Origin of the sequence: Microbacterium sp. KSW4-4 (assembly GCF_023091185.1) — a bacterium.
GTDB lineage: Bacteria > Actinomycetota > Actinomycetes > Actinomycetales > Microbacteriaceae > Microbacterium > Microbacterium paraoxydans.
The window spans coordinates 68,725-88,719 of sequence record NZ_JAHWXJ010000002.1 but is presented as its reverse complement, the minus strand read 5'-3'; the positions used below and the strand labels follow the sequence as shown (position 1 = coordinate 88,719).

The window sequence follows — 19,995 nt, the reverse complement described above, 5'->3', positions numbered from 1 at the left end:
GTCTCGGGCCGTCCCTCGCCGCGTGACGATCGGGGTGATCGATCACGAATCGAGAAGCCCGACATCACGCGCCGTCCCTACGCTGGGAGCCTCATCCGGCCCGCGAGAGGAACATCATGGCTGACACCGAGAAGAACTTCACCGCCGAGGAGCGCGAGGCCATGCAGGCCGCCGCCAAGGAGGCCCGCACGCGACGCTCGCGAGCGAAGAAGTCGCCGGAGGAGCTGCGCGCGGCCGGAGAGGCCGACCTGAAGGAGGCCGTCGCCAAGCTCACCGATGAGGACAGGGCCCTTGCGGAGAAGCTGCACGCGCTGGTCTCCGAGGTGGCGCCGGACCTCGTGCCGCGCACGTACTACGGTATGCCCGCGTGGGGGCGCGACGGGAAGGTGCTGTGCTTCTTCCAGCCGGCCAGCAAGTTCAAGGTCCGCTACGGCACCTTCGGGTTCGAGCCGATCTCCAACCTCGATGACGGCACCGTCTGGCCGACCGCGTACGCGGTGACCGCGCTCACGGAGAAGGACCTCGAGTTCCTCGCCGGACGCATCCGCCAGGCGATCAGCTGATCCCGAAGTGGATCTGACGCAGCGGGGTCGCGCGCGTTAGCGTGGTGCCTGTGAGCACCCTTCCCTTCTCCGCCGCCGTCTACGCCCGCCGTCTCGCACGCGCGCAGGAGCGCGCCAAGGAGGCTGGCCTCGACGCGATCATCGTCGGTCCCGGCCCCGACCTGCAGTACCTCCTCGGTGTCGAGGGTGACACCATCGAGCGGCTGACCGCCCTCGTCCTGCCGCCGCAGGGCGCGGCGACGGTCATCGTCCCGCGGATGGAGCTCGCCAAGGTGCGCAGCACGGCCGTCGGAGAACTCGGACTGACCGTCGCCGATTGGGTCGACGGCGACGATCCGTACGCCCTCGTCGCCGCGGCGACCGGTCCCGTCTCCCGCGTCGGGGTGTCGGAGGCGCTTCCCGCGCTGCACGTCGTCCCGATCGGGGAAGGGCTGGAGGCCCGGCTCGAACTCGCCACGCCGGTGCTCCGCGAGGGCCGGATGACCAAGGACGACGAGGAGATCGCCGAGCTGCGCCGAGCCGGCGCGGCGATCGATGCCGTGCACCGCCGCGTGCCCGGCTGGCTGCGCGCCGGCCGCACCGAGCGGGAGGTCGCCGCCGACATCGCCGCGGCGATCGTGGAGGAGGGGCATCGGACCGTCGAGTTCGTCATCGTCGGGTCGGGGCCCAACGGGGCCGACCCGCACCACGAGGTCTCCGACCGGGTCATCGAGGACGGCGATGTGGTGGTCGTCGACATCGGGGGTGCCGTTCCGAGCGGCTACAACTCGGACAGCACGAGGACCTACGTCGTCGGAACGCCCGATCCGGCAGCCGCGGACCGGATCGCCACTCTCGTCCGGGCGCAGCAGGCCGCCGTGGATGCGGTGCACCCCGGGGTCACCGCGGCGGAGGTCGACGCGGCCGCCCGCTCGGTTCTCGCGGAGGCGGGGCTCGGCGACGCGTTCCTGCATCGCACGGGTCACGGGATCGGCGTCTCGGTGCACGAGGAGCCCTACATCGCGCCCGGCAACGACCTCGTGCTCCGCGAGGGCATGGCCTTCAGCATCGAGCCCGGCATCTACTTCGCCGACGAGTGGGGAGCCCGCATCGAGGACATCGTGGTCGTGACGGCAGACGGGGCCGAGCGACTGAACACGGCGCCGCACGAACTCACGCCGGCCGACCGGTGAGGGAGAGGATGGTGGAGCCTAGGAGATTCGAACTCCTGACATCCTGCTTGCAAAGCAGGCGCTCTACCAACTGAGCTAAGGCCCCGTGAGGGAATTCTTGAATTGAAAGGGTGGGGCTACCAGGACTTGAACCTGGGACCTCTTCATTATCAGTGAAGCGCTCTAACCGCCTGAGCTATAGCCCCGTCAACCTCCAGAACTTTACCGGAGTTTCGGCGAAAATCCGAATCGAGGGCGAGGACCCCCTCCGGGATCCTCGCCCTCGGCCGGGTCACCGTCCCGGACTGACGTCCACGCTGCCGGCCGACACGGACACGTCGATCGTGCGGCGAGCGCTCGGGGACTCGTCGACCCGGGCATCGAACGAGCCCGCGTTGACGTCCTGACTGATCCGATACTCCACGTCGGGAAGGGTCAGATTCAGCGATCCGGCGCTCACGTCGATCGTGGTCGTCGTCGGCGCATCGCCGGTCAGCTCCACCGTCAGATCGCCTGCAGCGATGCCGAGATCCGCCTGGTCGACGCCGTCCAGGAGGACGTCCGCGCGTCCCGCATTCATCTGCACATCGAAGGCCGAGGCCGCACCGGAGACGTCGAGGGATCCGGCGTTGATCTGGACCTCCAGCGTGCCGAACTCACCGGAGACGTCGAGAGCGCCGGCATCGAGCGTGAGACTCGCGTCGAGGTCGGAGCCGCTGAGCTCCTCCGGAAGGGTGAGGACGGCACGCTCGTCGTCGCCGAACCAGTTGCCGAACCACCAGCCGAAGGCCGGCCGAGGACTCCGGACGACGAGCTCGTCCGCCTCGCGCTCGAACGTCCACGAACCGCGGCCGTTGGTCACGGAGAGCTCCGCCGCGTCCACATCGCCGAAGTCGATGCGGACCATACTCGCGTCGGCGTCGAGATCGATCGCGGTGACGCCGTCGACGTCCACCGTCTGCACCGAATCCGGCCGGCTGGAGGAGAGGAGGGTGCCGGTAGCCGCGACGGCCGCCGTGCCTCCGGCTCCGAGCAGGGCGATCCCACCGACCACGGCGGTGACGATCATGACGGCGGTCGCTCCGGAGGAGCGCCGGGGTCCGGGCGCGCCGGGCGCCGGCGTGGGTGAGGCCGCGGACGGCGGCGGGGGAGGAGTGATCGGGGTGTGTCTCCCCTGTGCTCCGGTGTTCTCGGTGGTCATCGTGTGACTCCTGTCTGGCCGTTCGGCGGCGTCGTGCCGCCCGTGTTCTCGAGGTGGGCGAGGGCGGCGAGCACGCGGCGGTTGCCCGACTCGTCCTGTTCGAAGCCCAGCTTCTGGAAGATGGAGGTGATGTGCTTCTCGACGCTCGCCGCCGAGAGGAAGAGGAGGCCGGCGATCGCCTGGTTCGACTTGCCCTCGGCGAGCAGGGCCAGCACGGTGCGCTCCCGCTCGGTGAGCCGCATCATGCGGTCGTCGCGGTTCCGCCGGGTGAGGAGCTGAGCCACCACCTCCGGGTCGAGCACCGTGGCCCCGTCGGCGATCCGCTGCACCGAATCGATGAACTCGGCGACATCCGCCACCCGGTCCTTCAGGAGGTAGCCGAGCGGACCGCCCTGCGCGGCGATGAGGTCGGACGCGTAGCGCTCCTCCACATACTGCGACAGCACGAGGATGGCGAGCGCCGGGTGCACGGCACGCAGGTCCAGCGCCGCGCGGATGCCCTCGTCCGTGAACGTGGGCGGGAGCCGCACATCGAGGATGCAGAGGTCGGGCGTGGTCGAGAGCACGGCCTCGCGAAGACCGGTCGTGTCGGTGAGCGCGGCGACCACCTCGTGGCCTGCGTCTTCGAGGAGGCGCACCAGGCCCTCGCGCAGGAGGACGGAATCCTCGCAGATCAGGATGCGCATGGCACGTTCACCTCCAGGCTGGTCGGACCGCCCTGGGGGCTGTCGAGTCGAAAGGTCCCGCCGGCGGCGAGGATCCGGTTCGCGATGCCGTCGAGGCCTCCGCCCGGGATCACCTGGGCGCCGCCCATGCCGTTGTCCTCGACCCGCGCCCAGAGGGTGTTCCCCTCACGGAGCCGGACCGTGACGCGCGCTTCGCTCGCTCGGGAGTGCTTCGCCGCGTTGGTCAGCGACTCGGCGATGGAGAAGTACACCGCCGCCTCCGCATCGCGCCCCGGCCGCGGGGTCCCTGAGCCGTACCCCTGGGTCCCTGAGCCGCGACCCTGGGTCCCTGAGCCGCCACCCTGGGTCCCTGAGCCGCCACCCTGGGTCCCTGAGCCGCCACCCTGGGTCCCTGAGCCGCGACCCTGGGTCCCTGAGCTTGTCGAAGGGTCCATCCGCACGTCCAACTGCACGGGGATGGGGGAGCGGCTGGCGAGCGCCGACAGTGCGGCGTCCAGGCCGCGGTCGTCGAGCACCGACGCGTGGATGCCTCGTGCGAGCTGCCGGAGCTCGGTGATCGCCGCTTTCGTCGACGTGTGCGCCTCGGAGATGAGCTCCTTCGCGGCGTCGGGGTCGGTGTCGATCTTCTGCTGGGCGAGGCCCAGCGTCATCCCGACCGAGACGAGCCGCGGCTGGACGCCGTCGTGCAGGTCGCGCTCGATCCGCGTCCGTTCCAGGTCGGCCGCGCGGACCGCTCCCTCCCGCTGGGCGGTGGATGCCCGCACACGCTCGGTGAGCTCGACCTCCCGGGCCCGGGCGACGATCGCCAGCGCCAGCGTGCGAGCCAGGAGCGCGAGGCCGATGATGCCGGCCGCCGAGGCGAGCGCGCCGAGGATACCGATCAGGGGCGCCCAGGACACCGGGATCTGCCCGCCACCGAAGGGACCGATGATCGTCTCTACCGACGTCAGCGGGGCGAAGGCGATGAAGATCGACCAGAGGAAGGCCCAGAACAGCCGGAGCACCACGAACCCGAGGACGGCGGTGATGGCGAAGTTCGCGACCGCGCGCCACATCCGTCCGTCGATGGCCTGCCGCCCGAGGGAGCGGAGCCAGCCGCCGAAGCCGGGCCGGTCCCGGCGCTGGAGCCGCAGCGGGGCGTTCGGCACCCGGTACAGGCCGGCGACGCGGGCGATCTCGAACCAGCCGACGCCGAAGAGCGCGTACACGAGGCCTACGAGCACCACGATGCCGACGCCGAAGACGAAGAGGAGGCCGAGCCCGGTGCCGAGGAGCCCGCCGAGCATCCCGAAGATGGCGCCCCCGATCACCCCGACACCGGCGAGATGCAGGATCGTGAGGGGGATGCGCAGCGGCGGCCTCCCGGTCGCAGCGGCCGCGGGGGTCGCAGTCTGTGTGGTCATGCTTCCACGGTAGGGCCGCCGCGCGACCGCGCCCACCGAGTCAGCCGGACACTCCCGTTCGGGTTTTCCCTACTCTGCCGAAACCCCGTCCTATCGCCGAAACCCCGGCCTGCATCGGTGCGCAGGCCGGGGTCTCGGCGGGAAGACGGGGTCTCGGAGGCTCAGTTCGACATGAAGCCGACGAGCAACCCGCCGGTGACCTTCACGGCCAGGTTGTAGATTCCGGCGACGACGGCGCCGAGCACCGTGAACACGATGAGGTTGAGGATCGCGACGACGGCGGCGAACGCCATGACCTGCGGCAGCCCCACCAGCTCGGACAGCGGGATGGCGCCGTCGGTGAAGCTGCGCACGAACTCGTCGGCGGTGGACATGATGCCGGTGGCCTGCAACACGAGGAAGATCAGGAAGAACGACACCATCGTGACGACGGCCAGCGCGACCGCTCCCAGGAACGAGAGCTTCACGGCGGACCAGAAGTCGACGTAGACGAGCCGCAGACGGACCTGCTTACCGCCGGTCTTCCGTGTCGACTTCTTCGCCAGCTTGTCGGCCACTGTGCTCATGCGTCTGTATCCTCGGGTGTCTCAGTCGTCTGGGGGGCCTCGGCATCGGCATCCGGCTCGGTCTCTTCTTCGGTGAGACCACGCTCACCGTTCCGGGCGATGGCGAGGATGCGGTCGGCCTCCGTCGTGCGGGCGAACACCACTCCCATGGTGTCGCGACCCTTGGCGGGGACCTCGGCCACGGCAGAGCGTACCACCTTGCCGCTGGACAGAACCACCAAGACCTCGTCGTCCTCGGACACGATCAGACCGCCCGCGAGAGTGCCCCGATCGTCGTTCAGCTTGGCGACCTTGATGCCGTATCCGCCGCGCCCCTGGACCCGGTATTCCTCGACGGCGGTGCGCTTGGCATAGCCGCCGTCGGTGACGACGAACACGTACTTCCCGAGTGCGGCGACCGAAGCGGACAGCAGGCTGTCGCCCTCGCGGAACTTCATGCCCTTCACGCCGGCGGTGGCGCGACCCATCGGGCGCAGGGCCTCGTCGGTCGCCTGGAACCGCACCGACATGCCCTTGCGGCTGATGAGGAGGATGTCGTCCTCGGCGTTGACGAGGAGGGCGCTGACCAGCTCGTCCTCGTCGTTCAGCCGGATCGCGATCACGCCGCCCTGGCGGTTGGTGTCGTAGTTGTCGAGGCGGGTCTTCTTGACCAGGCCTTCGCGCGTGGCGAGGACGAGGTAGTCGGCCACCGCGTAGTCGCGGATGTCGAGGACCTGCGCGATGCTCTCGTCCGGCTGCAGCGCGAGGAGGTTCGCGACGTGCGTGCCCTTCGCGTCACGCCCGGCCTCCGGCACCTCGTACGTCTTCGCGCGGTAGACCCGGCCCTTGTCGGTGAAGAACAGCAACCAGTGATGGGTCGTCGTGACGAAGAAGTGCTCGACGATGTCGTCGGCGCGGAGCTGGGCGCCCTTGACGCCCTTGCCACCCCGGTGCTGCGAACGGTAGTTGTCGCTGCGCGTGCGCTTGATGTAGCCCTCGCGCGTGACGGTGACGACCATCTCCTCTTCCGCGATGAGGTCTTCCATCGAGACGTCGCCGTCGAAGCCGTGCAGGATGTGCGTGCGCCGCTCGTCCCCGAACCGGTCGACGATCGCGGTGAGCTCTTCGCGGATGATCGTCCGCTGCCGGCCCTCATCGGCGAGGATCGCCTTGTAGTCCGCGATGAGCGCCTCGAGCTCGTTCGCCTGGTCGATGATCTTCTGACGCTCCAGTGCGGCGAGGCGACGGAGCTGCATCTGCAGGATCGCATCGGCCTGGATCTCGTCGATGTCGAGGAGCTTCTGCAGACCCTCGTTCGCATCTTGGGTCGTCTGCGACCGGCGGATGAGCGCGATCACCTCATCGAGCGCGTCGAGCGCCTTCAGGTAGCCGCGCAGGATGTGCATGCGCTTCTCGGCCTCGTTCAGCCGGAACTGCGTCCGTCGCACGATGACGTCGATCTGGTGGGCGATCCAGTTCGAGATGAAGCCGTCGATCGCGAGCGTCCGGGGCACGCCGTCCACGATCGCGAGCATGTTCGCGCCGAAGTTCTCCTGCAGCTGCGTGTGCTTGTAGAGGTTGTTCAGCACCACCTTCGCCACGGCATCGCGCTTGAGCACGACGACGAGGCGCTGACCCGTGCGGTCCGAGGACTCGTCGCGGATGTCGGCGATGCCGGTGATCTTGCCGTCGCGCGCGAGGTCGCCGATCTTGACGGCCACGTTGTCGGGGTTCACCTGGTACGGCAGCTCGGTGATGACCAGGCAGGTCCGCCCCTGGATCTCCTCGACGTTGACGACCGCGCGCATCGTGATCGAGCCGCGGCCGGTGCGGTACGCCTCGTGGATGCCCTTCGTGCCGAGGATCTGCGCGCCGGTGGGGAAGTCCGGTCCGGGGATGCGCTGGATCAGCCCGTCCAGCAGCTGCTCCCGGGGGAGGTCCGGGTTGTCCAGCGCCCAGAGAGCGGCATCGGACACCTCACGAAGGTTGTGCGGCGGGATGTTGGTCGCCATGCCGACCGCGATGCCGACCGAGCCGTTGACGAGGAGGTTCGGGAACCGGGACGGCAGAACCGTCGGCTCCTGGGTCTGGCCGTCGTAGTTGTCGGCGAAGTCGACGGTGTCCTCTTCGATGTCGCGCACCATCTCGAGCGCGAGCGGGGCCATCTTCGTCTCGGTGTATCGCGGTGCCGCCGCGCCCATGTTTCCGGGGGAGCCGAAGTTGCCCTGGCCGAGAGCGAGCGGGTATCGGAGCGACCACGGCTGCACGAGACGGACGAGCGCGTCGTAGATCGCCGAGTCGCCGTGCGGGTGGTACTGACCCATGACCTCGCCGACGACGCGGGCGCACTTGGAGAACGACTTGTCGGGACGGAATCCGCCGTCGTACATGCCGTAGATCACGCGCCGGTGCACGGGCTTGAGACCGTCGCGCACATCGGGGAGAGCACGGCCGACGATGACCGCCATGGCGTAGTCGAGATAGCTGCGCTGCATCTCCGACTGCAGATCGACCTGGTCGATCTTGCCGTGCTCGTGGCCCTCGGTGATGTCGGGGCGTTCTTCGTCAGTCATGTGTCTTTCCTGGTTGGCTGAGCTTGTCGAGGCGTCGGATCCCCTGGCACACGCTCAGGGGCCCCGCGGTGATCAGATGTCGAGGAACCGGACGTCTTTGGCGTTGCGCTGGATGAAGCTCCGACGCGATTCCACGTCCTCGCCCATCAGCACGCTGAAGATCTCGTCTGCGGCGGCGGCGTCCTCGATGGTCACCTGGCGGAGCGTCCGGGTGGTGTGGTCCATCGTGGTCTCCCAGAGCTCCTTGGCGTTCATCTCGCCGAGACCCTTGTAGCGCTGGATGCCGGCGTCCTTCGGGATGCGCTTGCCGTTCTCCAGTCCGTAGGCCAGCAGCGCGTCGCGCTCGGCGTCGCTGAACACGTACTCGTGCGCCGCGTTCGACCACTTGAGGCGATAGAGCGGGGGCATCGCGAGGTACACGAAGCCGGCCTCGATGAGTCCGCGCATGTAGCGGAACAGCAGCGTGAGCAGCAGGGTGGTGATGTGCTGACCGTCGACATCGGCATCGGCCATCAGCACGATCTTGTGATACCGCGCCTTCTCGATGTCGAACTCCTCGCCGATACCCGTGCCGAAGGCCTGGATCATCGCCTGGACTTCCTTGTTGCCGAGCGCCTTGTCGAGACGCGCGCGCTCGACGTTGAGGATCTTGCCGCGCAGCGCGAGGATCGCCTGCGTGTGCGGGTCGCGACCCTGCACCGCCGAACCGCCGGCCGAGTCGCCCTCCACGAGGAAGATCTCGCTGATCGACGGGTCCTTGCTCGTGCAGTCCTTGAGCTTGTCGGGCATCGCCGCCGACTCGAAGACGCTCTTGCGTCGAGCCGTCTCGCGCGCCTTGCGGGCGGCGAGGCGTGCCGTCGCCGCGTCGATCGCCTTGCGGATGACGTTCTTCGCCTGGGTCGGGTTGCGGTCGAACCAGTCGCCGAGCTGATCGCCGACGACCTTCTGCACGAAGGCCTTCGCCTCGGTGTTGCCGAGCTTGGTCTTGGTCTGGCCCTCGAACTGCGGCTCGCCGAGCTTGATCGAGATGACGGCGGTCAGCCCCTCACGCACGTCGTCGCCGGAGAGGTTGTCGTCCTTCTCCTTGAGGAGGTTGTTCGCACGGGCGTAGCGGTTGACGAGCGTGGTGAGCGCCGCCCGGAAGCCCTCCTCGTGCGTGCCGCCCTCGTGCGTGTTGATCGTGTTCGCGTAGGTGAACACGTTCTCCGTGTAGGACGTGGTCCACTGCATCGCGACCTCGAGCGAGATCTTGCGCGCCGTGTCCTCCGACTCGAAGGCGATGATCTCCTCGTTGACGACCTCGGCGTGACGCACCTTGTTCAGGTATTCGACGTAGTCGACGAGACCGCGCTCGTAGAAGAAGACGTCGCTCGGCTGCTTCGTGACCGCCTGGCCCTCCTCCTCCGTCTCGTACGCCGACTCCGGCCGCTCGTCGGACAGCTCGATGCGCAGTCCCTTGTTGAGGAACGCCATCTGCTGGAACCGGGTGCGGAGCGTGTCGTAGTCGAACTCGACCGTCTCCTGGAAGATCTCTGCGTCCGGCCAGAACGTGATGCTCGTCCCGGTCTCCTCGGTGGCCTCGCCCTTCTCGAGCTTCTGCTGCGGGACGCCGCCCTCGGCGAAGCTGTGCCGCCAGACGAAGCCCTTCTGCTTGACCTCCACGTCGAAGCGGGTCGACAGCGCGTTCACGACCGAGGAACCGACGCCGTGCAGACCGCCGGAGACGGCGTAAGCGCCACCGCCGAACTTGCCGCCGGCGTGCAGGATCGTCAGGACCACCTCGACGGTGGACTTCGACGGGTCGGAGGAGTGCGGATCGACGGGGATACCGCGGCCGTTGTCGACCACCCGCACGCCGCCGTCGGCAAGAAGGGTGACGAGGATCGTGTCGGCGTAGCCGGCCAGCGCCTCATCGACGGAGTTGTCGACGATCTCGTAGACGAGGTGGTGCAGTCCGCGGGGTCCGGTCGAGCCGATGTACATGCCGGGGCGCTTGCGCACGGCCTCGAGTCCTTCGAGGATCTGGATCGAGTCGGCGCCGTACTCACCGGGCTGCTGCTTCTTCGGTGCGGGTGCCGCCGATTCTCCGGCCTGTGAGCCCGACGAAGCGTCGTTGTTCGGTTCCGTCTCGTCAGCAGGGGATTCAGGCGTCATCAGAGGGCATTCTCCAGATCGATATCTCGAACTCCCATTCTAGCCGGGTTTCGAGTCGAAATGCCGCTCAACGGCCGCGTGTGGCCCTCTGAGCGTTTCGGACCCCTTGCATGGTGCCCTACCCGTAGGTATCGCGCGGGCCCCGCCCTGGAACGGCTCTGGGACCCCATTTCCACGAGGGGACGTCCGGTCCGATGAAGCGGAGGTTCTCCACCCCCGCCTCCGGATACCGTCGCCCGATCTCCGTGAGTATGGTCGCACGCATGAACTGCAGGTTCTTCGCCCAGGCCGTCGAATCGCACTTCACAGTGAGCAGCCCGCGCTCGAGCGACACCGGTTCCGAGTGCTTCGCGGTGTCCGCCCCGGCGAGGTCGGCCCACTGTCGGACGAGGTCTTCCCGGGCGAGCGTCGTCTCCCACCCGGACTCTCGGCTGAGGGTGTCGAGGACGGCACCGAGGCTGCCCGGATCGCGCCCGGGGGTGAACGGCGCGTTGTCGTCGTCGACGGTGATCCGTCGCTTGCGCTTCCAGTTCTTGGCGCTCGGCTGGAGTCCCCGCAGTCGCAGGTAGGTGGCGACGGTCTCGGGAGCCTCCGGCGCGGCCGCGCTGTCGGTGAGCACATCAGTCATTACTCGCACCCTCCTCTCCCTGCGATCGGTTCCGTTCGTCGCTGATGGTGCCCGCCGCGATACGGACCACGTGAGCATGGAGCACGTCGGGGATATCCTCCTCCACCGCCGCGGTGACCACCACCTGCTCGTAGCCTGCGGTGAGGGTGGCGAGTCGCTGGCGCCGATCCGCGTCGAGCTCGGCGAAGACGTCGTCGAGGATGAGCACCGGGTCGCCGGCGGGAGACTCGCTGCGCAGGAGTTCTGCGGAGGCGAGACGCAGAGCGAGTGCGACGGACCAGGACTCGCCATGCGAGGCGTAGCCCTTCACGGGGAGGTCGCGGACACGCAGCACCAGATCGTCGCGGTGCGGTCCGGTGAGGGTGAGGCCGCGGTCGAGCTCGTTCGATCGCTTCGCGGCGAGGGAGGCGCGGAACATCTCGGCGATGCGACGGGTGTCCCCGCGCACGTCGTCGCCGGGAGCGGTGCCCTCTGTGTCGTCCCGATCGTCGTCGTCCTCCGGATCGCCGCCGGCGACGGACAGGGCCCAGTCCAGCTGCGGCCGGTGGTCGGCGCCCGCGATCGCCGCGTAGGCGTCGGCCACCGGCTGCTGCAGGTCGGCGGCCAACCGCTGCCGCGCGGTGATGATCTCCGATCCGAGGGACACGAGCTTGTCGTCCCAGACGTCCAGCGTGCTCAAGGCCTCACCGCGGATGCCGCGCGCCCGCGCCGACTTGAGAAGGGCATTGCGCTGCTTGAGCACGCGATCGTAATCGGCCAGTACCGCGGCGAGACGCGGGGTGCGCTGGATGAGGAGCTGGTCGGCGAACCGGCGACGGGCCGACGGGTCTCCGCGGACGATCTGGAGGTCTTCCGGCGCGAACAGCACGACGTGCGCATAGCGGGGGAGCTCGTTGGTCTTCGACGGGGAGCCGTTGATGCGAGCCTTGTTCGATCCCTGCCGATTGAGCTGCACCTCGACCAGCACGCGCCGCTCGCCGTGGGAGAGCCGAGCCCGGATGACGGCGAAGTCCTGGCCGTCCCGCACCATCGGGGCATCGGACGACACCCGATGCGACCCGAGTGTCGCGAGGAAGACCACGGCCTCGGCGAGGTTCGTCTTGCCCTGGCCGTTCCGCCCGACGAGCACGTTCGGCCCTCGGCGCAGCGCGAGTTCCGCGGTCGCGTAATTGCGGAAATCGACCAGGCTGAGGTGCTCCACAATCACGGAGCCAGCCTACCTCCCGGGTCGGACACTCCCTCGGGGCGAGAGCTCGCGCTCAGCGCAGGAGCAGGTTGGGCTGCAGCAGGTACTTGAACGAGTCCAGACCGGCCTGGTCGACGGAGGTCTGGCTGGTGATGAGGACCGGGCTGAGCTTGTTGGCGTTGTCGCTGGAGGTGAACGTCACCCGCACGAACTCGCTCTTGACCGCGCCGAGCGCCTCGATGAGGTACTGCGGGTTGAGCCCCAGGGTCACCTCGTCGCCGCCGGAGAGGATCGCGTCGACCGACTCGGACGCGCGGGCGTGCTCGCTGCCGGACGCATCCATCGTGACGCTGTCGGTCGAGAACGTGAAGCGGAGCGGAGCGGCACGATCGAGCACGAGGGACACACGACGGACGGCTTCGATGAGATCGGCGGTGTTGACGACGGCGTAGTGGTCGGTCTGCTCCGGGAAGAGGCGTCGCACCGGGGGGAAGTTGCCCTTGATGAGCAGCGAGGTCACGGTCTTGTTGCCTGCGGTGAACGCGATGATCTCGCGGTCTCCGGCTCCCGAGAACGCGATCTGGATCGTGCCGGCGTGACCGAAGGTCTTCCCGACCTCGACGAGCGTGCGAGCGGGGACCAGCGCGGTCGCCTCGACGGCCTCGCCGTCCCACGGCACGTCGCGGAGCGAGACCCGGTAGCGGTCGGTGGCGACGAGGCTGAGCGTGTGGCCGGTGACCTCGAGCTGGACACCCGTCAACACGGGAGTCACATCGTCGCGGGATGCGGCGAAGCCGACCTGCGCGATCGCGGTGCCGAACTCGTCGGCGGGGACGACGCCGGAGGATCCCGACACCTCGGGGATCGACGGGTATTCCTCGACCGGCATGGCGGCGAGCGTGAAGCGCGCCGAGCCGCAGGTGACGGCGATCCCGCCGTCATCCTCCACGGCGATCTCGATGGGAGCGTTCGGGAGTCGGCTCGCGATGTCCGAGAGCAGGCGGCCGTGGACGAGGATCGTGCCCGGGGTCTCGACCGTCGCCTCGATGGTCGTCCGTGCGGAGGCCTCGTAGTCGAAGGCCGAGAGCGTGAGCCCCGAACCGTCAGCCTCGATCAGGACTCCGGCGAGGATCGGCTGCGGATTGCGCTGGGGGAGCAGCTTGACGACGAAGGACACAGCCTCGCTGAAGACATCGCGGTTGACCTGAAACCTCACGGGTGCTCCCTTGTCGTCGAACATGACGGGTCGTCGTCGGGTCCTGCCAGTGCAGGGAATCCCATGCTAGCCCCACAGTCCTGCGCTTCCCTACGCCGGAGGACTTGTCATGCCTCGGACGGTTCTCCCCACCGTCTGGTGATCGGATCGCACCCTGAATGACTTAACTCCTTAACGGTGTTAACAGTTGTGGATACTGTGGATAACTCGGTGGAAAGCAGACGCGAGTAGGGAACTACAAGCCTGTCACTTGTGGAGACCCTGAGGAATCCGCGGGTGGAGAGGGGGCGGTCAGCGTTTCTTCTTCCCGGGGTTATCCACAGGTTTGCTGGATTGGCCCACATCCGGCACGGCGCGTTCCACGGTCATCCACAAGTTATCCACATGTGCATAGACGCATCTATCCGGCCATGCGGATGGTCGGGGAACGCCGAGAGGGACGCCGTCCGGGTATCGGATGCGGCGTCCCTCTCGTGAGTGCAGGTCGTCAGCGGCGGCCGAGCTGCGTGGTGATCTCGGTCACCTGGTTGTAGATGGAGCGACGCTCTTTCATGAGCTCGCTGATCTTCTTGTAGGCATACATGACCGTCGTGTGGTCGCGGTTGCCGAAGAGCTGGCCGATCTTCGGGAGGGAGAGGCTGGTCCGTTCACGACAGAGGTACATGGCGATCTGTCGGGCGGTGGCGATCTGCTGCGAACGGCTGGACCCGTAGAGGTCGTCGACGGTGAGCTTGAAGTACTGCGCGGTCGCCGTGATGATGTCGGTGGGCGAGATGATGTTGTCCTCGGCCGTGTCGATGATGTCCCGCAGCACGGTCTGGGCGAGGGAGATGTCGAGGGCCGAGCGGTTCAAGCTCGCGAACGCCGACACCCGGATGAGTGCTCCCTCCAGCTCGCGGATGTTCGAGGACACCACCGTGGCGATGTACTCGAGCACGTCGTCGGGGATGTGGAGGGCCTCGCTCTGCGCCTTCTTCCGCAGGATGGCGATACGGGTCTCGAGATCGGGCGCCTGCACGTCGGTGATGAGGCCCCACTCGAAACGGCTGCGCATGCGGTCCTCGAAGCCCGTGAGGTGCTTCGGCGCGACATCGCTGGTGATCACGACCTGCTTGTTGTGGTCGTGCAGCGTGTTGAACGTGTGGAAGAACGCCTCCTGCGTCTCCGCACGCCCCTGGAGGAACTGGATGTCGTCGATGAGGAGGATGTCCACCTCGCGGTACCGGGCTTGGAAGGCGGCGCCACGGTTGTTGGCGATGGAGTTGATGAAGTCGTTCGTGAACTCCTCGCTGGAGACGTAGCGCACCTTGACCCCGGCGTAGAGCGACTGTGCGTAGTCGCCGATGGCGTGCAGGAGGTGGGTCTTGCCCAGTCCGGAGTCGCCGTAGATGAAGAGCGGGTTGTAGGCCTTGGCGGGCGCCTCGGCGACGGCCACCGCGGCCGCGTGGGCGAAGCGGTTGGACTGGCCGATGACGAAGTTGTCGAAGGTGTACTTCGGGTTGAGGCGTGACTCGTGGCGTAGCGCCGTCGGCTGCTCCATCGGTGACTCGGCGCGCACCGGGTCCTGCCGACCGTAGTCCGCCACGGCGATGGGAGCGGTGGGCTGATCGGCGAGCTCGTGGTTCACGACCACCCGATACGACGTCACTTCCTCGCCGACATGAGCGAGGGCCTCCATGATGGGCAGGCGCAGACGCTTGTTGATCTGTGCCGCGGTGAGGTCGTTCGGCACCTCCAGATACAGCGTCGCCGACATCACGCCGGCCGGCACCGCGAGGCTCAGGAAGCCCTGGAGCTGCGGGGTGACCCGATCATCGGATTCCAGCAGCTCCTGCACCGTGGTCCAGATCGGGACATCGGGCTGGGCTGGTGAGGACATGGTGCTCCGGACGACGGATCGGGAAGGGGAGCGCGGGAGAGGCTGCCCTGTGGATAACTACGGATGCCCACGCTAGTCATCGGCGTCGGGAACGGCAACCTGCCGCAGAGAATCAGGTCGTGTGGCGGTTCGGTCGGTTGCTCGGGGTTGTGGATAGCTCCTGTGTGGAGGGGAGCCGCGCGCCGTCAGTCGGCGTCGTATTCGCAGCTGACCGTGCCCGAGTCCGAGGTCTTCTCGACGACCAGCTCATCGTTCCAGTAGATCCTGCAACCCACCGTCTGATCGTCGCTGTCGCTCGGGGCCGTGATCGTGATCCAGGTGGACGACTCCGAGGTGGTGTACTGCGCGTTTCCCAGCCCCGGCCAGGGAAGCGTCCTGGTCTCGGCGTCGCTGCTGAACGTCGCGGTGACCCCGGACTGCGGTCCTGTTCCCTCGAGGAACACCTTGTTCTGCGGCGGCGACCAGAGTCCGAGCAGGAAGACGACCAGCAGGACGAGGGCGAGGATGAGGGCGGCGACGGCCCCCGCCACTCCGAGACCGGCTGACCGGCGCTCGGCCGATGGTGCGCGTCGTGCACGGACGCTCAGGGCGATACCGCCGATCGCGGCCGCCGCGCCCATGACGAACACGGGGATCAGCCAGAGATTCTGGAGTGCGTAGTACGGAACGGCCAGGGCGACCAGGAGTATCAGGGAGACAGCGCCCGTGGCGATCGCCGCGGTGGTGAGTGCACGTCTTCCCCCGCCGTCACGGGCGGGCCCGGATCCGGAGTCGGAGGAGGGGGTCTGCTGGTGGGTCATCGCGGCCTCTCGCTGGCGCGGCACTTTCCGCTCATCGGCGGTCCGGATAGCATATCGACGGCCGGATGGCGCCCTCGCGCGCGGAGTGGCCGAGAACGGCCGTACGGTAGATTTGCCCTGCGCGCCGCCAAGACGTACCCTTAATCGGTTGACTTATGCCTGTATGGCAGTTCCCTATGTCTCCGGTCGAAGTGAATCCGGTGGCAGCATTCCCGGAGTGATCTCATGAGCAAGCGCACCTTCCAGCCCAACAACCGTCGTCGCGCCAAGAAGCACGGCTTCCGCGCCCGCATGCGCACCCGCGCCGGTCGTGCCATCCTCTCGGCACGCCGCGCGAAGGGCCGCACCGAGCTCTCCGCGTAAGCAGCTGTGCTCGCCCGCCCGTTCCGTTTGACCCGCGGGAGCGACTACCGACTGGTCGTTCGACGCGGATCACGTTGTGGCGGGGCCCGCGTCCTCACCTCCATGCTGGCGACGGGCGAGAGCAGGGCAGCGCGGTTCGGTTTCATCATCAGCAAGCAGGTGGGCACCGCAGTGGTGCGCAACACCGTGCGTCGGCGACTCAAAGCCATCTGTGCGGAGGCGTTGCCGCGTGTTCCGCAGGGCACGGATGTCGTCATCCGTGCCCTTCCTGCGTCCGCGACCGCGTCGTACGCCGAACTCCGCAGCGACGTTCATCGCTGCCTGGCTCGGCTCACGCCGGCCGAGGCCGCATCATGACCGCCTTGCCGGCGTCCTCGGTGGGGTCCGGGGAGATGCGCGGGCGAGACGCGGTTCGGAGCATCCCGCTCCTGCCGCGCAACGCCGTGCTCGCGTTCCTCGCGGGGTACCGCAAGGTGGTCTCGCCGATGTACGGGGACGTGTGTGCGTACTACCCCTCCTGTTCCGCCTACGCTGTAGGTGCGGTGCAGCAGCACGGCGCCGTGCGGGGGGCTCTGCTCTCGGCGTGGCGCATCCTCCGCTGCAATCCCTGGTCTCGCGGAGGCGTCGACGACGTCACACCGCATCGACACTTCCGCTACGACCTGACCGCACACGGTTTCGTCGTCCCCTCCCGAAAGGACTGATCGGTGGGTCTTGACCTTCTGTTCGCCAGTGCCACCCCCAGCCCGGAACCGGCATCCGGCGGATTCGACCTGCTCGGCACGATCCTGTGGCCGCTGAAGTGGGTCGTCGAGCTCATCCTCGTCGCCTGGCACTGGCTGCTGACGGCCGTCGGTCTCCCTGCGGCCTCCGGAATCACCTGGGTCCTCTCGATCGTCGGCCTCGTGATCGTGGTCCGTGCAGCGCTCATCCCGCTGTTCGTGAAGCAGATCAAGAGCCAGCGGAAGATGATGGAAATTGCTCCTGAACTGAGGAAAGTCCAGGAGAAGTATCGCGGCAAGAAGGACCAGCTCTCGCGCGAGGCGATGAGCCGCGAGACGATGGCGCTGTACAAGAAGCACGGCACGACGCCGATGTCGAGCTGTCTGCCCCTGCTCGTGCAGATGCCGATCTTCTTCTCGCTCTACAGCGTGCTGAGCGACGTCAGCAAGCACGCGACGCAGGGCGTCGGCGGTGTCGGGCTGCTGAGCGCGGAACTCACGCAGGAGTTCTACGACGCCAAGCTCTTCGGGGTCGCGTCCCTGCACGAGAACCTCGGCAACGCGATCGAGGCCCAGAACGTCACGGCGATCATCATTCTGATCACCCTGGTCGTCCTGATGATCGCGTCGCAGTTCTTCACGCAGCTGCAGATCATCTCGAAGAACCTCTCGCCGGAGGCCAAGACCGGCCAGGCGTACCAGATGCAGAAGATCATGCTCTACGTTCTGCCGCTGGGTTTCATCTTCTCCGGTGTCTTCTTCCCGCTCGGCGTGGTCGTGTACTGGTTCATCTCGAACCTCTGGACCATGGGGCAGCAGTTCCTCGTCATCCGTGAGATGCCGACTCCCGGCTCTGAAGCCGCCAAGGCTCGCGAGGAGCGGCTCGCCCGCAAGGGCAAGGCGATCGACTCCTCCGGCAAGGTCGTCCCGATGGCTGCCTACGAGGCCGAGCAGCAGCGCCTGCTCGAGGAGGCCGAGAAAGCGAAGGCGGCGGCGCCGAAGCGACAGCAGCCGGTCGGCAAGAAGCGTGCGAAGAAGAAGGGGAACGCGTCATGAGCGAGGTCGTGACCGGGAGCACAGAGCCCACTGTGGCGCAGCTCGAGAACGAGGGGGACGTCGCGGCGGACTACCTCGAGGAGCTGCTCGACATCGCAGACATCGACGGTGATCTGAACCTCGACGTCCGTCAGGGTCGTGCCTACGTCTCGGTCGAGGCCGAGGGTGACGGACTCGCGCTGCTCTCCGCTCCCGATACGGTGCAGGCGTTGCAGGAGCTCACGCGTCTCGCCGTCCAGAACAAGACCGGCTCGTTCTCGCGCCTCATCCTCGACATCGGTGGATCCCGCGACGCGCGGCGCCGTCAGCTCGTGACCCTGGTCGAGGCGGCGGCTGCCAAGCTCGATGAGGGCTCGTCGCAGGCCTCGCTGCCGGCGATGTCGAGCTATGAGCGCAAGCTGGTCCACGACATCGCCGCCGAGCGCGGGCTCGTCTCCGAGTCGTACGGCGAGGGCGCGGACCGCCACACGGTCCTGCGGCGGCACTGACACACGGAAGGCGAGCTCTGGCACGTGTCCGAGACGCAGGATCCCGGCGAGAAGACCGTCGAGCAGGAGCCGGCAGTCGCTGCCCAGATCTTCGGGGAGCGCCTGCAGCTCGCTCGACGGTTCACAGAATCCCTTGCGCGTGAGGGGGAGGAGCGGGGCCTGATCGGACCGTTGGAACTGCCCCGGTTGTGGACCCGTCACATCCTGAACAGCGCGATCGCCGCGCCCCTGTTCCACGGCTCCGTCGCGGACATCGGGTCCGGAGCCGGACTTCCTGGTCTGGTACTCGCGATCGCGCGACCCGACGTGTCGTGGACCCTCGTGGAGCCGATGGAGCGCCGGATCAATTGGTTGACTGAGCAAGTGAATGACCTGGGACTCACCAACGTCACCATTCTCCGCGCGCGTGCCGAGGACGTGCGTGCGAAGGGCGCCTTCGATGTCGTCACGGCTCGTGCGGTGAGCGCATTGCGGACGTTGATCCCTCTGACAGCGCCCCTAGTCCGCGATGGTGGGGAGTTGGCCCTGTTGAAGGGGATGAACGCCGCGAACGAGATCGAAGCGGCACGGAAGCAGATCGCGAAGTTCAAGCTCGCGGATGTTCGGGTCGAAGTGCTGGGTGAGGGGTTGCTCCCGGAGACCACGCGGGTCGTCCGCGCCTCCGTGCGCTGAGGAGGTCGCCGCTTCCCGTGAAAGGGGGGCTGACCCGGGGTCCGACCGTGCACCCATGTTCCCGGCGCCGTCGATACGTCGCCGGGAAGGCAGTCTCTACGGCGAGATGTCGTGCGAGCACGTCACGGAGGCCGCTCAGCTGCGGCTGCGGGTGTGTTCGTCCGGATCGAAGTCGGAGCTGTCGTCGTTCCCGGCGCCCACCATGGTTCGTCCTGTCGTCGTATCGATGGACTCACACCGCGGGTCGACGCGCTGGGCTGGGATGCCCTGTGTCGGTGCGTCGCGCAAGGTGCCTTACTCCGATTCGGACTCCGAGCTGTTTCACGTGAAACAGCTTCCCGTCTGCACCCTTGTATCGCCTTGGGGATAGGAACGCGACGCAGGGGGAGTGGGCTATCGTCACACTGCCGTGCGCCGATGCTTCGACATTCGTCCTTCTCTGGGCTCGTCAGTGGGTGCCGTGAACGCGGATGGGCCAACGGGACGATTGCGAGGTGGAGGTGTTGCCGAGGCAGGGCGGGATGGCACCCGTGAGGTTGAGGGGTGGGCCGTGTCCGTCGACCGTTGGGATAGGGCGACGTCCGCGCGGTGACTGCCGTGATGCCCTGTCTTCCGAGCGCCACCAAGGCAAGGCTCCGGTGCCTGCATGAGTACGGCCCGGCAGCGCCCAGGCGATATCCGCGAACCGGGGCGACACCGCTCGTCACGA

Annotated in this window: 19 protein-coding genes and 2 tRNA genes; 8 read left to right on the top strand and 13 right to left on the bottom strand. The window is 67.6% G+C overall.

Annotation, left to right across the window (positions count from 1 at the left end; translation table 11 throughout):
- The first annotated feature begins 116 nt into the window (after positions 1 to 116).
- Both KZC57_RS10070 and KZC57_RS16530 read left to right on the top strand, forming a co-directional pair.
- Positions 117 to 563 carry an iron chaperone gene (locus KZC57_RS10070; protein ID WP_060922728.1) on the top strand — a complete coding sequence of 149 codons (447 nt, stop codon included), beginning with the start codon at positions 117 to 119 and terminating at the stop codon, positions 561 to 563.
- A 50-nt stretch (positions 564 to 613) separates the two neighbouring features.
- Positions 614 to 1,735 carry a Xaa-Pro peptidase family protein gene (locus tag KZC57_RS16530; RefSeq protein WP_247641652.1) on the top strand — a complete coding sequence of 374 codons (1,122 nt, stop codon included), beginning with the start codon at positions 614 to 616 and terminating at the stop codon, positions 1,733 to 1,735.
- 9 nt (positions 1,736 to 1,744) lie between these two features.
- On the opposite strand, the gene KZC57_RS10060 is transcribed toward KZC57_RS16530, so the two are convergent.
- From KZC57_RS10060 to KZC57_RS10000, 13 genes are all read right to left on the bottom strand, one after another.
- A tRNA-Ala gene (locus KZC57_RS10060) sits at positions 1,745 to 1,820 on the bottom strand.
- 26 nt (positions 1,821 to 1,846) lie between these two features.
- A tRNA-Ile gene (locus tag KZC57_RS10055) sits at positions 1,847 to 1,920 on the bottom strand.
- A gap of 86 nt (positions 1,921 to 2,006) precedes the next feature.
- The gene (locus tag KZC57_RS10050) at positions 2,007 to 2,915 is read right to left on the bottom strand and encodes a DUF4097 family beta strand repeat-containing protein (protein ID WP_247641651.1); all 909 of its coding nucleotides are present in this window, start codon (positions 2,913 to 2,915) and stop codon (positions 2,007 to 2,009) included.
- A complete protein-coding gene (locus KZC57_RS10045; RefSeq protein ID WP_247641650.1) occupies positions 2,912 to 3,601 on the bottom strand; it encodes a response regulator transcription factor in 690 nt (229 codons plus the stop codon). The genes KZC57_RS10050 and KZC57_RS10045 overlap by 4 nt, the downstream gene beginning before the upstream one ends.
- Positions 3,589 to 5,004: a histidine kinase gene (locus KZC57_RS10040; protein ID WP_247641649.1), complete on the bottom strand. Its 1,416-nt coding sequence runs from the start codon at positions 5,002 to 5,004 to the stop codon at positions 3,589 to 3,591. Before KZC57_RS10040 ends, KZC57_RS10045 begins: the two co-directional genes overlap by 13 nt.
- A 161-nt stretch (positions 5,005 to 5,165) precedes the next feature.
- Complete coding sequence (locus KZC57_RS10035; protein ID WP_025102877.1) at positions 5,166 to 5,570, bottom strand: DUF3566 domain-containing protein; 405 nt, start codon at positions 5,568 to 5,570, stop codon at positions 5,166 to 5,168.
- Positions 5,567 to 8,122 carry a DNA gyrase subunit A gene (gene gyrA / locus KZC57_RS10030; protein WP_105948955.1) on the bottom strand — a complete coding sequence of 852 codons (2,556 nt, stop codon included), beginning with the start codon at positions 8,120 to 8,122 and terminating at the stop codon, positions 5,567 to 5,569. The genes KZC57_RS10035 and gyrA overlap by 4 nt, the downstream gene beginning before the upstream one ends.
- Before the next feature lie 72 nt (positions 8,123 to 8,194).
- Complete coding sequence (gene gyrB, locus KZC57_RS10025) at positions 8,195 to 10,276, bottom strand: DNA topoisomerase (ATP-hydrolyzing) subunit B (RefSeq protein WP_247641648.1); 2,082 nt, start codon at positions 10,274 to 10,276, stop codon at positions 8,195 to 8,197.
- A 118-nt stretch (positions 10,277 to 10,394) separates the two neighbouring features.
- Positions 10,395 to 10,904: a DUF721 domain-containing protein gene (locus KZC57_RS10020; RefSeq protein WP_071329766.1), complete on the bottom strand. Its 510-nt coding sequence runs from the start codon at positions 10,902 to 10,904 to the stop codon at positions 10,395 to 10,397.
- Positions 10,897 to 12,111, bottom strand: coding sequence for a DNA replication/repair protein RecF (gene recF, locus KZC57_RS10015; RefSeq protein WP_247641647.1), 1,215 nt, complete (start codon positions 12,109 to 12,111; stop codon positions 10,897 to 10,899). Before recF ends, KZC57_RS10020 begins: the two co-directional genes overlap by 8 nt.
- 52 nt (positions 12,112 to 12,163) lie before the next feature.
- Positions 12,164 to 13,306: a DNA polymerase III subunit beta gene (gene dnaN / locus KZC57_RS10010; protein ID WP_025102872.1), complete on the bottom strand. Its 1,143-nt coding sequence runs from the start codon at positions 13,304 to 13,306 to the stop codon at positions 12,164 to 12,166.
- Positions 13,307 to 13,793: 487 nt separating this feature from the next.
- On the bottom strand, positions 13,794 to 15,185 hold the full coding sequence (gene dnaA / locus KZC57_RS10005) for a chromosomal replication initiator protein DnaA (RefSeq protein ID WP_247641646.1): 1,392 nt from the start codon (positions 15,183 to 15,185) through the stop codon (positions 13,794 to 13,796).
- Between the two features lie 185 nt (positions 15,186 to 15,370).
- Positions 15,371 to 16,009, bottom strand: a complete 639-nt coding sequence (locus KZC57_RS10000) for a hypothetical protein (RefSeq protein WP_158698584.1) — start codon at positions 16,007 to 16,009, stop codon at positions 15,371 to 15,373.
- Between the two features lie 201 nt (positions 16,010 to 16,210).
- On the opposite strand from KZC57_RS10000, the gene rpmH reads away from it, so the two are divergent.
- From rpmH to rsmG, 6 genes are read left to right on the top strand one after another with little or no spacing between them, the layout of a single operon-like run.
- On the top strand, positions 16,211 to 16,348 hold the full coding sequence (gene rpmH / locus KZC57_RS09995) for a 50S ribosomal protein L34 (RefSeq protein WP_022879826.1): 138 nt from the start codon (positions 16,211 to 16,213) through the stop codon (positions 16,346 to 16,348).
- A 6-nt stretch (positions 16,349 to 16,354) separates the two neighbouring features.
- Positions 16,355 to 16,705, top strand: coding sequence for a ribonuclease P protein component (rnpA, locus tag KZC57_RS09990; protein WP_247641645.1), 351 nt, complete (start codon positions 16,355 to 16,357; stop codon positions 16,703 to 16,705).
- On the top strand, positions 16,702 to 17,052 hold the full coding sequence (gene yidD, locus KZC57_RS09985) for a membrane protein insertion efficiency factor YidD (RefSeq protein ID WP_060921329.1): 351 nt from the start codon (positions 16,702 to 16,704) through the stop codon (positions 17,050 to 17,052). Before rnpA ends, yidD begins: the two co-directional genes overlap by 4 nt.
- Positions 17,053 to 17,055: 3 nt before the next feature.
- Entirely contained in the window at positions 17,056 to 18,126 is a 1,071-nt protein-coding gene (yidC, locus tag KZC57_RS09980; protein WP_060921330.1) for a membrane protein insertase YidC, read from the top strand.
- Positions 18,123 to 18,614 carry a R3H domain-containing nucleic acid-binding protein gene (locus tag KZC57_RS09975; protein ID WP_025102865.1) on the top strand — a complete coding sequence of 164 codons (492 nt, stop codon included), beginning with the start codon at positions 18,123 to 18,125 and terminating at the stop codon, positions 18,612 to 18,614. The genes yidC and KZC57_RS09975 overlap by 4 nt, the downstream gene beginning before the upstream one ends.
- 24 nt (positions 18,615 to 18,638) lie before the next feature.
- Positions 18,639 to 19,286, top strand: a complete 648-nt coding sequence (gene rsmG / locus KZC57_RS09970; protein WP_060921331.1) for a 16S rRNA (guanine(527)-N(7))-methyltransferase RsmG — start codon at positions 18,639 to 18,641, stop codon at positions 19,284 to 19,286.
- Positions 19,287 to 19,995 lie beyond the last annotated feature (709 nt).

Bases quoted from the DNA above. Each gene is read 5' to 3' on its own strand.
- KZC57_RS10070 (WP_060922728.1), top strand. From the start codon at position 117: ATGGCTGACACCGAGAAGAACTTCACCGCCGAGGAGCGCGAGGCCATG.
- KZC57_RS10050 (WP_247641651.1), bottom strand. From the start codon at position 2,915: ATGACCACCGAGAACACCGGAGCACAGGGGAGACACACCCCGATCACT.
- KZC57_RS10045 (WP_247641650.1), bottom strand. From the start codon at position 3,601: ATGCGCATCCTGATCTGCGAGGATTCCGTCCTCCTGCGCGAGGGCCTG.
- KZC57_RS10040 (WP_247641649.1), bottom strand. From the start codon at position 5,004: ATGACCACACAGACTGCGACCCCCGCGGCCGCTGCGACCGGGAGGCCG.
- KZC57_RS10035 (WP_025102877.1), bottom strand. From the start codon at position 5,570: ATGAGCACAGTGGCCGACAAGCTGGCGAAGAAGTCGACACGGAAGACC.
- gyrA (WP_105948955.1), bottom strand. From the start codon at position 8,122: ATGACTGACGAAGAACGCCCCGACATCACCGAGGGCCACGAGCACGGC.
- gyrB (WP_247641648.1), bottom strand. From the start codon at position 10,276: ATGACGCCTGAATCCCCTGCTGACGAGACGGAACCGAACAACGACGCT.
- KZC57_RS10020 (WP_071329766.1), bottom strand. From the start codon at position 10,904: ATGACTGATGTGCTCACCGACAGCGCGGCCGCGCCGGAGGCTCCCGAG.
- dnaA (WP_247641646.1), bottom strand. From the start codon at position 15,185: ATGTCCTCACCAGCCCAGCCCGATGTCCCGATCTGGACCACGGTGCAG.
- rpmH (WP_022879826.1), top strand. From the start codon at position 16,211: ATGAGCAAGCGCACCTTCCAGCCCAACAACCGTCGTCGCGCCAAGAAG.
- yidD (WP_060921329.1), top strand. From the start codon at position 16,702: ATGACCGCCTTGCCGGCGTCCTCGGTGGGGTCCGGGGAGATGCGCGGG.
- KZC57_RS09975 (WP_025102865.1), top strand. From the start codon at position 18,123: ATGAGCGAGGTCGTGACCGGGAGCACAGAGCCCACTGTGGCGCAGCTC.